This window comes from Micromonospora sp. C51, from assembly GCF_018070435.1.
Taxonomy (GTDB): domain Bacteria; phylum Actinomycetota; class Actinomycetes; order Mycobacteriales; family Micromonosporaceae; genus Micromonospora; species Micromonospora sediminimaris.
Map to the genome: position 1 here is coordinate 20493 of NZ_JAGPXQ010000035.1, position 13501 is coordinate 33993.

The 13501-nt window shown below is 70.0% G+C and carries 13 protein-coding genes and 1 tRNA gene; all 14 read left to right on the forward strand.

The window, feature by feature from the left end:
* Positions 1-31 precede the first annotated feature (31 nt).
* The gene (gene ald, locus KBX50_RS25565; protein WP_210940231.1) at positions 32-1147 is read left to right on the forward strand and encodes an alanine dehydrogenase; all 1116 of its coding nucleotides are present in this window, start codon (positions 32-34) and stop codon (positions 1145-1147) included.
* 8 nt (positions 1148-1155) lie between these two features.
* Positions 1156-2142, forward strand: coding sequence for a site-specific tyrosine recombinase XerD (locus KBX50_RS25570; protein WP_210940262.1), 987 nt, complete (start codon positions 1156-1158; stop codon positions 2140-2142).
* A gap of 269 nt (positions 2143-2411) precedes the next feature.
* Entirely contained in the window at positions 2412-3335 is a 924-nt protein-coding gene (locus KBX50_RS25575; RefSeq protein WP_093409734.1) for a ParA family protein, read from the forward strand.
* A gap of 139 nt (positions 3336-3474) precedes the next feature.
* Positions 3475-4707 (forward strand): ScpA family protein, encoded by a 1233-nt coding sequence (locus KBX50_RS33865; RefSeq protein ID WP_374224733.1) that lies wholly within the window; start codon positions 3475-3477, stop codon positions 4705-4707.
* Entirely contained in the window at positions 4704-5762 is a 1059-nt protein-coding gene (gene scpB, locus KBX50_RS25585) for an SMC-Scp complex subunit ScpB (protein ID WP_210940232.1), read from the forward strand. Before KBX50_RS33865 ends, scpB begins: the two co-directional genes overlap by 4 nt.
* A complete protein-coding gene (locus tag KBX50_RS25590) occupies positions 5749-6519 on the forward strand; it encodes a pseudouridine synthase (protein WP_210940233.1) in 771 nt (256 codons plus the stop codon). Before scpB ends, KBX50_RS25590 begins: the two co-directional genes overlap by 14 nt.
* 147 nt (positions 6520-6666) lie before the next feature.
* Complete coding sequence (gene cmk / locus KBX50_RS25595; protein ID WP_210940234.1) at positions 6667-7347, forward strand: (d)CMP kinase; 681 nt, start codon at positions 6667-6669, stop codon at positions 7345-7347.
* On the forward strand, positions 7344-8744 hold the full coding sequence (gene der / locus KBX50_RS25600) for a ribosome biogenesis GTPase Der (protein WP_210940235.1): 1401 nt from the start codon (positions 7344-7346) through the stop codon (positions 8742-8744). Before cmk ends, der begins: the two co-directional genes overlap by 4 nt.
* 263 nt (positions 8745-9007) lie before the next feature.
* A tRNA-Pro gene (locus tag KBX50_RS25605) sits at positions 9008-9081 on the forward strand.
* 113 nt (positions 9082-9194) lie between these two features.
* Entirely contained in the window at positions 9195-10154 is a 960-nt protein-coding gene (locus KBX50_RS25610) for a tyrosine-type recombinase/integrase (RefSeq protein ID WP_210940236.1), read from the forward strand.
* A gap of 90 nt (positions 10155-10244) precedes the next feature.
* Positions 10245-11396, forward strand: coding sequence for a hypothetical protein (locus tag KBX50_RS25615; protein ID WP_210940237.1), 1152 nt, complete (start codon positions 10245-10247; stop codon positions 11394-11396).
* A gap of 822 nt (positions 11397-12218) precedes the next feature.
* Complete coding sequence (locus KBX50_RS25620; RefSeq protein WP_247674417.1) at positions 12219-12554, forward strand: PadR family transcriptional regulator; 336 nt, start codon at positions 12219-12221, stop codon at positions 12552-12554.
* The gene (locus KBX50_RS32985; RefSeq protein ID WP_247674418.1) at positions 12551-13159 is read left to right on the forward strand and encodes a hypothetical protein; all 609 of its coding nucleotides are present in this window, start codon (positions 12551-12553) and stop codon (positions 13157-13159) included. Before KBX50_RS25620 ends, KBX50_RS32985 begins: the two co-directional genes overlap by 4 nt.
* A complete protein-coding gene (locus tag KBX50_RS25630) occupies positions 13156-13431 on the forward strand; it encodes a hypothetical protein (protein ID WP_210940238.1) in 276 nt (91 codons plus the stop codon). Before KBX50_RS32985 ends, KBX50_RS25630 begins: the two co-directional genes overlap by 4 nt.
* Positions 13432-13501: the final 70 nt, after the last annotated feature.

Genomic DNA, 13501 nt, shown 5'->3' on the forward strand with positions numbered 1-13501 from the left:
TGAACGTGCCCCGAAGAGAGGTGTCTGCATCGTGAAGGTCGGCATCCCACGCGAGGTCAAGAACCACGAGTACCGGGTGGCGATCACGCCCGCCGGCGTCAACGAGTTCACCCGCGGCGGTCACCAGGTCTTCGTCGAGGCCGGCGCCGGGCTCGGGTCGAGCATCACCGACGAGGAGTTCGCCGCCGCCGGCGCCAAGATCCTGGAGAGCGCCGACGAGGTCTGGGACGCCGCCGACCTGGTGCTGAAGGTCAAGGAGCCGGTCGCCGAGGAGTACCACCGGATGCGCGAGGGGCAGGTGCTCTTCACCTACCTGCACCTGGCCGCCTCCCGCGAGTGCACGGACGCGCTGATCGACCGCAAGGTGACCGGCATCGCCTACGAGACGGTCGAGTTGCCGGACCGCTCGCTGCCGCTGCTCGCCCCGATGTCCGAGGTGGCCGGACGGCTCGCCCCGCAGGTCGGCGCCTTCTACCTGATGCGTACCGGCGGTGGCCGGGGGGTGCTGCCCGGCGGCGTCTCCGGCGTGTACGCGGCCAAGACCGTGGTCATCGGCGCCGGTGTCTCCGGCATGAACGCGGCCGCGATCGCCCTGGGTCTGCAGTCCGAGGTGCTGCTGCTGGACAAGAACGTCGGGCGGTTGCGGCAGGCCGACGCCATCTACCGGGGCCACCTGCAGACGGTCGCCTCCAACGCGTACGAGATCGAGCGGGCGGTGCTGGACGCGGACCTGGTCATCGGCGCGGTGCTGGTGCCCGGCGCGAAGGCGCCGAAGCTCATCTCCAACGAGTTGGTCTCCCGGATGAAGCCGGGCAGCGTGCTCGTCGACATCGCCATCGACCAGGGCGGCTGCTTCGAGGACTCGCGGCCCACCACCCACGCCGACCCGGTCTACCGGGTACACGACTCGATCTTCTACTGCGTGGCGAACATGCCCGGCGCGGTGCCGAACACCAGCACCTACGCGCTGACCAACGTCACCCTCCCGTACGCCCTCGAACTGGCCAACCACGGCTGGCGCGAGGCCGCACGGCACGACCCGGCGCTGGCGCTGGGCCTGAACACCCACGACGGGCAGGTCGTCTACGGTCCGGTCGCCGAGGCGCACGGCCTGCCCACCCTGCCGTTGACCGAGGTGCTGGCCTGACCGACCGGCTGACCGACGGCGGGGCCGGCGGGGGCGAGCAGCCCGCGCCGGCCCTGCGCCGTGCCGTTCGCGGCTACCTGGACCACCTCACCGTCGAACGTGGACTGGCCGCGAACACGCTCGCCTCGTACCGTCGGGACCTGGACCGTTACCTCGGGTCGCTGGCCACCGCCGGGGTGACCGACCTGTCGGCCGTCTCCACCGGGGAGATCGAACGCCACCTGGCCCGGTTGCGCTCCGGCGCCGACGGTCACCCGCCGCTCGCGGTCTCCTCGGCGGCCCGCGCCGCCAGCGCGGTACGCGGGCTGCACCGGTTCGCCTTACGCGAGGGCCTGGCCGGCGCCGACCCGAGCCGTGACGTGCGGCCCCCCGCCTCAGCCCGACGGCTGCCCCGGGCGCTGCCGGTCGACGACGTGGTCGCCCTGCTGGAGACCGCCGGCCCGGTCGACGCGGCGGGGGACACCGCCCCGTTGGCGCTGCGCGACCGGGCGCTGCTGGAGTTCCTGTACGGCACCGGAGCGCGGATCTCGGAGGCTGTCGGTGCCGCCGTGGACGATGTGGACCTCGACGACGGGGTGACGGTGCTGCGTGGCAAGGGCGGCCGGACCCGACTGGTGCCGATCGGCGGGTACGCGCTGCGGGCGCTCGGTGCGTACCTGGTGCGCGCCCGACCGGGGCTGGCCGCCGCCGGCCGGGGCACCCCGGCGATCTTCCTCAACGCCCGGGGCGGCCCGCTGACCCGGCAGGGCGCCTGGACCATCCTGCGCCGCGCCGCGCAGCGGGCCGGGCTGACCACCGAGGGCCCCCAGGCCGTGTCGCCGCACACGTTGCGCCACTCGTACGCCACCCACCTGCTCGACGGTGGGGCCGACGTGCGGGTGGTGCAGGAACTGCTCGGCCACGCCTCGGTCACCACCACCCAGGTCTACACACTGGTCACCGTCGACAGGTTGCGCGAGGTATACGCCACCGCACATCCCCGAGCGCTGAACTGACCGTCGACGGTGGCCTGCCGTACCTGCTCGGCCGGTGACCGACTGGTGTGGTCGCAGCCCGGCGCCGACCGGGTGCTGACGGCCTGACCTGCTGGTGGTCGGTGCTGCCGGCCGACACGCCGAGCGGGTGCCGAACGCCCTGCTGGCCGGTGGCGTACAGTCGGCATGGCGCGGCCCTCGCGGCGAGTGGACCGGGGTGCGCAGCGGCACCGCGAAGGACGTCGGGCGGCTCCGACGCCGCACGGTCGTCGGGAGGGGGCATCGAGGACATGGCTGGCAACGGTGACCGTGCCGAGACCTGGACAACGGAGCTCCGCGAGCAGCAGAACGCCCTCGGCTCGGACCTGGGCCCGGCGGACCCGGCCGCCTACACCATGCGCAAGCCGATTCCGGAACCCATGCCCACCGATCGGCACGGGCCGGCCCGCATCATCGCGATGGCCAACCAGAAGGGCGGGGTCGGCAAGACCACCACGACCATCAACCTCGGTGCCGCACTTGCCGAGTACGGCCGCAAGGTGCTCCTGGTCGACTTCGACCCGCAGGGTGCCCTCTCCGTCGGGCTGGGCGTCAATCCGCACAACCTGGACCTGTCGGTCTACAACCTGCTCATGCAGGACGACGTCACCGCCGACGACGTGCTCATCAAGACCGACGTGGCCGGGCTGCACCTGCTGCCGGCGAACATCGACCTCTCCGCCGCCGAGATCCAGCTGGTCAACGAGGTCGCCCGCGAGATGGCTCTGGCCCGGGTGCTCAAGAGCATCCGCAAGGAGTACGACTACATCCTGATCGACTGCCAGCCGTCACTCGGTCTGCTGGCGATCAACGCGTTGACCGTCGCGCACGGCGTGCTCATCCCGCTGGAGTGCGAGTTCTTCAGCCTGCGCGGCGTGGCGCTGCTGCTGGACACCATCGACAAGGTGCGTGAGCGGCTCAACTTCGACTTGGAGCTCGAGGGCATCCTCGCCACCATGTACGACAGCCGCACCACGCACTGTCGTCAGGTGCTCCAACGGGTGGTCGAGGCGTTCGGCGACAAGGTCTACCAGACGGTGATCACCAAGACCGTGAAGTTCCCCGAGTCCACCGTCGCCGGCTCACCCATCACCACGCTCGACCCGGCCTCCTCGGGGGCCCGCAACTACCGTCAGCTGGCCCGCGAGGTGATCGCCGCGCAGGCCGAGCGGTAGGAGGCGCTGAACCGAGGTGTCCCGACCGTGGACTACCGTCGTCGGCGTGAGCGCCCCGCCCCTCGACCCGACCGCTGCGGCTGACCCGCCGCCGGTCGCGGCTGACCCACCCGTCCCGGACCCCGGCGGGGAGACGACGATCGTTGCCCAGCCGGCGGTGCCAGCTGAGCCGGCGGCGCCAACGGGGCCGGCGGAGGGCGCGGAGCCGGCGGAGGCCGCGGAGCCGGCGGAGGGCGCCGGGTTCACCGTGCGGCTGGCCAACTTCACCGGCCCGTTCGATCTGCTGCTGCAACTGATCGGCAAGCACAAGCTCGACGTCACCGAGGTCGCTCTGCACCAGGTGACCGACGAGTTCATCGCCTACATCCGGGCCATGGGCGACGACTGGGATCTGGACGAGGCGAGCGAGTTCCTCCTGGTCGCCGCGACCCTGCTCGACCTGAAGGCCGCCCGGCTGCTGCCCGCCGCCGAGGTCGAGGACCCGGAGGATCTGGCCCTGCTGGAGGCGCGGGACCTGCTCTTCGCCCGGCTGTTGCAGTACAAGGCGTACAAGGAGGCGGCGGCGCACATCGCCGCACTGGAGGAGGTCGGCGGTCGGCGCTACCCGCGGGCCGTCACCCTCGAAGCCCGCTACGCCGAGGCGCTGCCCGACCTGGTGCTGGGAATCGGTCCGCAACGGCTGCTCAAGCTGGCGGTCCGGGCGATGACCCCGAAGCCGGTGCCCGAGGTGTCCGTCGCCCACGTGCACATGGTCCGGGTCAGCGTCCGGGAACACGCCGGCATCATCGCCGAACGGCTGCGTCGGGCCGGCACCGCCAGTTTCTCGCTGCTCTGCGCCGACTGCGAGGTCACCCTGGAGGTGGTTGCCCGGTTCCTCGCCCTGCTGGAGTTGTACCGACAGGGTGTGGTGGCCTTCGTCCAGGAGCAGGCGCTGGAGGAGTTGACCGTCCGCTGGACGGGACCAGCCGACGGTGGTCCGGCACTGGCCATCGACGAGTACGCCGGCACGCCAATCGAGCCGTCCGCGCAGCCGTCTTCCGGGTCGCCGGCTGAGCCGTCTGGGCCGTCGTTGGAGTCGGCTTCCGGGCCGCTCTCGGACGGCGGGCCGCTAACGGCTGGCGGCGCTGGTGACGCCGAGAGCACCGGTGACGCCGATGCTGGTGCCGCTGGTGCCGCCGATCTCGGCGAGACTGGTGTGCGCGGTGCTGACGCTGCCGATGCTGGATTCGACCAGGCTGGTGCTGGTGCTGGTGCTGGTGCTGGTGCTGTTGCTGGTGCTGGTGCTGGTGTCGGCGGTGGTGTTGCTGACGCCGGGGGTGCTGGGGCCGGCGAGGCTGAGGTGATGGGAACGACCGAGGAGCGAGCTGGATGAGCAACGAAGAGCGGCCGGACTCCCTGGCCGACCAGGCCGCCGCCTGGATCCCGCCGTGGCAGCGCCCCGCTCCCGCCCCACCCACCACTCCCACCTCACCAGAGGACTCCGACCCATCCACCGACTCCGCCGCAGCAGACGATTCCGCTGCACCCACCGAACCCACCCCGCCTCACACCCCCGCCTCACCCACCATCTCCGCGTCAGTCGGGGTAGGTGATGCCGCAGATCTTGGTGCGCAGGTGCCCCTCCAGGGGCGGTCCCCGTCCAAGATCGAAATGGTTGACGAGGTGGAGGGGCGGGGCGCGGGTGAGGGGGGGACGCAGGAGGTTGCGGGGGTTCGTGCGGCAGAGGGTGACCTGGGGAGAGATGTCCCGGGGGGAGGCATCTCGGTGGGAGACGTCCCGGGGGGAGACGTCCCGGGGCCGGATGCGTCGGGGGATCTGGGTGGGGGGCGCAGGCGGTCGGGGGCGCGGGTCCGGCCGGTGCCGGAGCCGGCGCCGGACCTCGACGACGCGGAGTTGCGCGGCGCGCTGGAGGCGATCCTGCTGGTGGTCGACGAACCGGTAAGCGAACTCGTCCTCGCCCAGGTGCTGGAGCAGCCGGCCGAGCGGATCGGCCCGATGCTGGACGAGATCGCCGCCAGCTTCACCGCCGCCGGCCACGGATTCGAGCTGCGCCGGGCGGCGGGCGGGTGGCGGCTGTACACCCGACCGGAATACGCCACCTACGTCGAGCGGTTCATTCTCGACGGGCAGTCGGTCCGGCTGACCCAGGCCGCGCTGGAGACCCTGGCCGTGGTGGCGTACAAGCAGCCGGTGACCCGGTCGCGTATCTCCGCCATCCGCGGTGTCAACTGCGACGGGGTGATCCGTACCCTGGTCTCTCGCGGCCTGGTCGAGGAGTGCGGCACCGAGTCCGACAGCGGGGCCTACCTGTACCGGACGAGCACCCTGTTCCTGGAGAAGCTCGGCCTGAACAGCCTCGACGACCTGCCGCCCCTGGCCCCTTTCCTCCCCGACGACGTAGAAGAGCTTGCCGATGCCGCGCGATGACCGCACCCCCCGCCCCGACGCCCCCGTCTACACCGGCCCGGAACGCCTCCAGAAGGTGCTCGCCGCCGCCGGTGTCGGCTCTCGGCGTGCCTGCGAGGATCTGATCTTCCGTCGGCGGGTGACGGTCAACGGGCGAGTGGCGCAGCTCGGCGACAAGGTCGACCCGACCACGGCGGTCATCCATGTCGACGGCGAGCGGCTGGCGGCCGACACCCGGCTGGTGTACCTGGCGATGAACAAGCCGCGTGGGGTGGTTTCCACCATGGCGGACGAGAAGGGGCGTACCGCGCTCGCCGATTTTCTCGGCAACCGGGTCGAGCAGCGCGTCTACCACGTCGGGCGGCTCGACGCGGACAGCGAGGGCCTGCTGCTGCTCACCAACGACGGCAACCTGGCACACCGGCTGATGCACCCCTCCTACGGGGTGCCGAAGACCTACCTGTGTGAGGTTTCCGGCCCGATCCCGCGTAACCTCGGCAAGCGATTGGCGGCCGGGGTCGAGCTGGAGGACGGACCGGTGACTGTCGACGCCTTCCGGGTGGTGGACAGTCTGGGGCGTACCGCCCAAGTTGAGCTGACTCTGCACGAAGGCCGCAAACACATCGTACGCCGGCTGCTCGCGGAGGTCGGCCACCCGGTGAGCCGGCTGGTGCGTACCTCCATCGGGCCGATCCGGCTCGGCGACCTGCGTTCCGGGCGGACCCGGAGGCTGACCAACGCGGAGGTCGCCGCCCTGTTCAAGGCCGTGGGTGACTGAGGCGGCAGTCGCGGGTACGGCTGCGGGTAGGCTGCCTGACGGCCCGGCCGGTGGTACGGCACGGCGCCGGGCATCATTGGACTTGTGTGGTCAACCGCTCGCGGTCGTCGCCGACGGATCGTGAGGTACGGGCTGAGGAGGACGACGGTGGAGGAAAACGTGCCGGCCGGGCGCTGCGTGGTCGCTGTGGACGGGCCGTCCGGTTCGGGTAAGTCCACCGTCTCCCGACGGCTCGCCACGAGCCTCGGCGGGCGTTACCTCGACACGGGCGCGATGTACCGGGCGATCACCTGGGCGGTGCTGCGTTCCGGCGTCGACCTGACCGACGCGCAGGCGGTGGCGAAGGTCGCCGGCGAGGTGGATCTGCGCATCGGCACCGACCCCGCCGGGTACGGCGTGACGGTCGACGGAGTGAACGTCGAGACCGACATCCGTGGCCCCGAAGTGACCGCCGCCGTCTCGGCGGTGGCTGCCGTGCCGGCGGTCCGGGCGCTGCTGGTGGCCCGCCAGCGGGACATGATCAACAAGGCCGGTCGGATCGTGGTCGAAGGACGGGACATCGGTTCCGTGGTGGCGCCCGACGCCGACCTGAAGGTGTACCTGACCGCGTCGGCGGCGGCACGGGCCGCGCGGCGGAGCGCCGAGGACGCCTCCGACGTCGCCGCCACCGCCGCCGACCTGGCCCGGCGGGACCAGCTGGACTCGACCCGCAAGGCCGACCCGCTGGCCCAGGCGCCGGACGCGGTGGTGCTCGACACCACCGAGCTGGGCATCGACGAGGTCGTGGCGCGCCTGCGGGCACTACTGGCCGAACGGTCAGTGGCGTGAGCGACGACGGCTGGGTCGAGCTACGCGAGCCGGACCTGGACACCGAGGAGCAGACCGGTCCACAGCCGGTGGTGGCCGTGGTCGGCCGTCCCAACGTGGGCAAGTCCACGCTGGTGAACCGCATCATCGGTCGCCGCCAGGCGGTGGTCGAGGACGTCCCGGGGGTCACCCGCGACCGGGTCCCCTACGACGCGCAGTGGTCCGGGCGGGCGTTCACCGTGGTGGACACCGGCGGTTGGGAACCGGACGCGAAGGATCGCGCCGCAGCGATCGCCGCCCAGGCCGAGACCGCCGTACTGACCGCCGACGTGGTGGTCTTCGTGGTCGACGCGACGGTGGGTTCCACCGACGTCGACGAGGCGGCGGTGAAGATGCTGCGCCGCAGCGCCAAACCGGTGATCCTGGTGGCCAACAAGGCCGACAACGCCAACATCGAGCTGGAGGCCACCTCGCTGTGGTCACTCGGCCTCGGCGAACCGCACCCGGTCTCGGCACTGCACGGACGTGGTTCCGGTGACCTGCTCGACGCCATCCTGGCGGCATTGCCGGAGGCGCCGAAGGTGGCGGAGTACCGCCCCCGGGGCCCGCGTCGGGTGGCGCTGGTGGGACGGCCGAACGTCGGCAAGTCCAGCCTGCTGAACCGCTTCTCCGGCGAGGAACGGGCGGTGGTCGACGCGATCGCCGGCACCACCGTTGACCCGGTGGACAGCCTGGTCACCATCGGCGGTGACACCTGGCACCTGGTGGACACGGCCGGGCTGCGCAAGCGGGTCGGCCGGGCCAGCGGCACCGAGTACTACGCCAGCCTGCGCACCGCCTCGGCGATCGAGGCGGCCGAGGTGGCGGTGGTGCTGCTCGACTCCAGCGAGCCGATCAGCGAGCAGGACCAGCGGATCCTGTCCATGGTCACCGAGTCCGGCCGGGCGCTGGTGATCGCCTTCAACAAGTGGGACCTGGTCGATGCCGACCGCCGGTACTACCTGGACAAGGAGATCGAGCGGGAGCTACGCCGCATCCCGTGGGCGATCCGGCTGAACCTGTCGGCGAAGACCGGTCGGGCGGTCGACAAGCTCGCCGCAGCCCTGCACCGGGCGCTGGACAGCTGGGAGACCCGGATCCCGACCGCACAGCTCAACGCGTGGCTCACCGCACTGGTCCAGGCCACGCCGCACCCGGTGCGGGGCGGTCGGGCACCACGGATCCTGTTCGCGACCCAGGCGGGGGTGGCCCCGCCGCGCTTCGTGCTCTTCACCACCGGTCCGCTGGACGCCGGCTACCAGCGCTTCGTCGAGCGCAAGCTGCGCGAGGAGTTCGGCTTCGAGGGAAGCCCGATCGAGATCTCGGTACGCCCCCGCAAGAAGCTCGGCCCCGGCGGCCGCGGCAAGGCCCACGGCTGACCCTCGGCTCGCCGCTCCACATGAACCGCCCGAGTTAACCAGTTTCCTAGGACGCCTTAGCGCTGGTAAGGTGCGTCATCGCTGCACGCTAGCCAGCTTTGACGCGGCCCCAGCGGTACCGACCGCAGCGGCTCTGCGCCACGAGTCGCCCGGTGCTCCGGGGGCGCCGGGGTGGTCGGGGTGCCAGGAGGGGTCGGTGCGAGCGGAGCGGAGCCTGCGCTAAGCTGTACCGGCTGTCGCGGGGAGATCCCAGTGGTGGCAATCGGGACGTGGCGCAGCTTGGTAGCGCACTTGACTGGGGGTCAAGGGGTCGTCGGTTCGAATCCGGCCGTCCCGACAGCGAGAGGGTTTCCGCAGGTCAGAGACTTGCGGGAGCCCTCTTTTCATTGCTTGGCACGGATGCCTGGTCTAGCACGCCGCTGTTGGACTCCTTGACTCGGGCAGGTTGTCATGCCACTACTGGATCTTCAGAAACTTACCGTCGGGCTCTCCCGGACCTGGGCCGGGTTCCTCCGCGACTGGGACCGCTCGCTGCGGGCCGGGAACTATCCGGAGACCACCCGCTACAACTACCTCCTCGCCGCCGCGCAGCTTGGCCGCTACCTGGCAGAGCAGTCGCGGGATCCCGACGCCGGGGATGCGGCGGAGGATCCGTGTGCGGTGACGCGGGCGCATGTGGAGGCGTTCCAGGGTTGGATGATCGAGACCAGGTCCGCGTCGACGGCGGTGAACAAGCACAAGGGACTGCAGCAGTTCTTCAAGTGGCTGCTCCTCGACGAGGAGGCCATCGACCGATCGCCGATGCAGCGGGTGCGGCAGCCGAAGACACCTCGCAAGCTGATCCCGGTCATGCGCGACGAGGACACCAGCAAGCTTCTCGACGCCTGCAAGGGCAAAGGCTTCGCGAACCTGCGCGACGAGGCGTTGATCCGGGTGTACTGCAACACCGGCGCACGCCTGTCGGAGGTCGGCAATCTTCTGGTCGCCGACGTGGACCTGAACACGGAGTCGGTGCGTTTCCACGGCAAGGGCGCCAAGGATCGGCGGGTGCGGTTCGGGCCGAAGACGGCCCGGGCGCTGTCGCGGTATCTGCGAGCCCGGGACAAGCACAAGGGCGCCGCCCTGCCGAACCTGTGGCTGGCCGAACGAGGCACCGCAGCGTTGACACCGAACGGCATCAAGATCCTGCTCAAACGGTTGGGCGCCGCGGCCGGGGTGGCGGACGTGCACGCCCACCGGTGGCGGCACAGCTTCGCCCACGAGTGGAAACGCGCCGGCGGCGACACCGGTGACCTGATGCTCCTGCTCGGATGGACCTCCGAGGACATGCCCCGCCACTACGGCGCCAGCGCCGCAGCCGAGCGGGCACAGGAGACGCAGGCGCGACTGGGTATCGGCGAGCGCGTATAGGCGGGGTCGGCTGGCGCGGTCACCCACGCGGGGCCGTGGATGACCGTGCCGTCACCGGTAGGCTGCGGCGAGCTTGCGGAAGGGGAGGCCATGACGCGGTACGCGGTCGACGAGAGCCGGAGCGAGTTGATAGCGACCTGGGAAACCGGCTACGGATCTGTCGCGACTCCGGTCGCGACGCTGCCGGCGAGCGCGACGTGGAGGCAGCGGATGGCCCTGGCAGCCGAGTTGTCACGGCTGTCCGAAGCGCTGTGGCGCTGCTACACGCACCCGGCGAGCGCCGCCGACAGCCTGGAACTCAACAGTGAGGGGTGGCGACGAGAGCAGACCCGCAACCAGTTCGCGTCGGTGACGGCGCACATCAGCAAGCCGAACCTGCCTGACGGCGATGGCATGCTGACGGTCGCTTACGACCCCGTCGAGGAGTACGCCCACCGCGTAGGCCGTTGCCTGCACGCCGCCGCTGACACCGACCTCACCGCAGCCGTCATCACCGACGTCCAGGCCGAGATCGCCGCGGTGGAAGGCGCCGAACTCGGTGACCTGTCGGGACGTTCGATCCAGGCCGTGCAACTCACCCGGCAAGACGCCTCGCCGGTCCAGGTCGCCGCCGCCAACCAGATCCTGACCGACAACCCGCTCGGCGCCGGCGAACTGTTTCTCCACCTCGACCCGACGTCGGCGTGCGTGGCGGCCGCGCACTGGCTGCAGGCCGCCGCCGAGGTGACCTCGGAGCTGTCCGGGACCGCCGTGACCGAGATCGTGGTGGAAGCCGACGACATCGAGGCACTGCCGCACGCGACGCCGACCGCGGTGCTGGAGTTGATGGAGATCGGTCTGTCGCCCACGCATGTGGTGACCAGCATGATCCGGGACGCCATGGCGGTGGCCGAGGGCACAGCACCTGACATCGATGACCTACGGGACAAAATCGAGGAAGCGGACGAGAACGTGGAACGGTACGCGGCGGACGACCCCGAGGCGCACGCCGAGTTCACGACGATCCGGTTGACCACTCTGGACCCACGTCGTCCCGCCCGCGACATGCTCGAAGACCTTCTCGACGGCATACGTGGCTGCTGGCTCGTCTACCACGAATACGCCGAGCAGCCCGCCGACCCGCAGGACGACGTGACCGACGACGAACGGGACGACGAGATCGACACCGCGTTCAACAACGAGGTACGCGCCCGCGCATTCGCTGACCGGCACCGCCTCAACCTGGAAGACCGCGACCGATAGCGCCATGCCGGCGTGCGTCAGACGGACATGTCCGAGTGCTGGAAGGTGACCACCAACAATGATCGGCGCTATCGCCCGGCCAGCCGGTGTTCAAGTCCCCCCTCGGACACAGATTTTCCGCATCGGTGCGCACTTTGAGTGCGCATGCGCTGATACTACAGCCTGCTGGCGGAGCGGCAGCGAGCGCGTTCAGCGGGTGTAAGCTTTGCCGCCATTCGGCTGACCGTCGGTGGGTACAACCTGGCGTGCGCTTCGGTCGCCAGCGTCGAGGCTCGTATCGATCCAAGCGGCTGAGCACAGTATTGCCCTACGGCTTGGATAAGGCAGGCCGGGCATCTGACTACGGATCAGAAGGTTAGGGGTTCGAGTCCCTTCGGGCGCGCAAGATCATAGGAGCCTGACCTGCGGAGACGCGGGTTGGGCTCCGTTCTTGTCCGTCCCTTGTCGACGTGTGGCTGCTCGGTGGCTGCTCGTCCGACGAGCATCCCCTACGGCCCAGCCCGTCCGCCGGGGTTCGGGTGGCTCCGCTCTGGTCCTGCCGGCGGGGGGATCACCAAGCATGGAGGCTCGCGGCGTGAAGCCGGGAGCGATCCTGCGAGAGATCGTGGAGGCGTACTACGCCACGCTCGACGCCGCCGCCGACGAGCCGATTACCGTGCGCCCCACCGACGTCGTCCGCGCGCTGGCCCAAGTTGCCTGGCGAGGCGTCCTGCCGCCGCGTAGCACACCGCTAGGGCGACCCTGCATGGCGAGCACCCTCCGGCCCGCCGCCAATGCCCGCACAAACTTGAACTCTAGCTAGCCCCTAGCTAGAGTTAGGGCATGGTTCCGAAGATGACCGTGCAGACGCAGCTCGTGCTTCGCGCGTTGCTGGAGAACCCGACCCGGGAGCTGTACGGGCTGCAGCTGAGTGAGGCGGCCGGGCTGGCGACTGGCACCATTCACCCCATTCTGGCTCGGCTGGAAGGTCTCGGTTGGTTGGAGTCTCGCTGGGAAGACATTGACCCTGCCATCGAAGGTCGTCCGAAGCGGCGCTACTACAAGCTGAGTCCGGATGGCGCTGAACACGCCCGTCACGCGTTGGCCACCGCGCGTACGCCGATCAGCCGGATGGCTGGCCTGCGCCTCGGTCCGGCCGCTCGCGGGGTTGCCGGATGAGTGACATGGCAACCATCGAGCGACGAGCGACCGAACTTCTCCAGGAGCTACGCAAACCTGTCCAGTTCCTACGCGACGGCGCTCTGGACAAAGAATGCGACTGCGACTGGGCTGCTCAGTCGGCCTTGAAGTGTATCGACAAGCTGGAGCAGCGGCTCTTACGTGGTCAGCCACTTGATGAGTCTCCGTGGGGCTTGAACGAGACGCTCGATGACGCCCTCGCCTGCGCGGGATCTCACTCCACCGCCGAGAGTGGGAAGGCCATATTGATTGCTCGGTTAAACGTCAACGTGCTGTGTGAGTTGACTTCAGAGGCCCAGGCGGCGCACCCGCATACCGCCGAGCTGACTCCATCGGGCACGCCGTCAGCGACGCGGGTTCGGCGCTCGCCTTCCGCGGAGCGGTTGGTTAGCGCTGCTGTTCGCGTCCTGCCCGCCGTACATCGCAGCCGTTACCGGGACGAGTACCGCTCCGAGCTGTACGACATTGCCGCAGCTGGCGCGTCCCGATGGAGCCTGCTGGCTTACGCTCTACGGCTTGTCGACCGGGCCTGGGTTCTGCGGGCCGAGCTTCGTGACGCGACACTTGGGCGGGTGGGATCTTGAGCGCTGGGATCTTCGACGTGCAGCCGAAGACTGAAGCCTCCGTGACGCCCCTCAGGGACGACGAGGGCATGCCACTTGCCATGCGTCTGCTCTGGCTGCTGGTGGCCCTCGTCGGCTCTGGCGTCATCGGGATTCTGGCTGGTCTAGTAACCGCTGCGGTGACAGAAAGCATCGAGAAAGGCCTCGGCGCCGGAGGAGTCGCCACAATCGGCGCGGCCACGGTCAGCATTGCGGCGATGGTCTTCTTGCACGGCGCCGGAACCAAGGGCTGACCCTTGCGGTGCCAGCGGGATGGCCGCTAGCCAGCATACCCAGACGCCTCCTGGGCTGAGAACCGACTCC

Coding starts and splice junctions, on each gene's coding strand:
- KBX50_RS25575 (WP_093409734.1), top strand. CDS start 2,412: ATGGCTGGCAACGGTGACCGTGCCGAGACCTGGACAACGGAGCTCCGC.
- KBX50_RS25590 (WP_210940233.1), top strand. CDS start 5,749: ATGCCGCGCGATGACCGCACCCCCCGCCCCGACGCCCCCGTCTACACC.
- KBX50_RS25615 (WP_210940237.1), top strand. CDS start 10,245: ATGACGCGGTACGCGGTCGACGAGAGCCGGAGCGAGTTGATAGCGACC.
- KBX50_RS32985 (WP_247674418.1), top strand. CDS start 12,551: ATGAGTGACATGGCAACCATCGAGCGACGAGCGACCGAACTTCTCCAG.
- scpB (WP_210940232.1), top strand. CDS start 4,704: ATGAGCAACGAAGAGCGGCCGGACTCCCTGGCCGACCAGGCCGCCGCC.
- KBX50_RS25610 (WP_210940236.1), top strand. CDS start 9,195: ATGCCACTACTGGATCTTCAGAAACTTACCGTCGGGCTCTCCCGGACC.
- KBX50_RS25620 (WP_247674417.1), top strand. CDS start 12,219: ATGGTTCCGAAGATGACCGTGCAGACGCAGCTCGTGCTTCGCGCGTTG.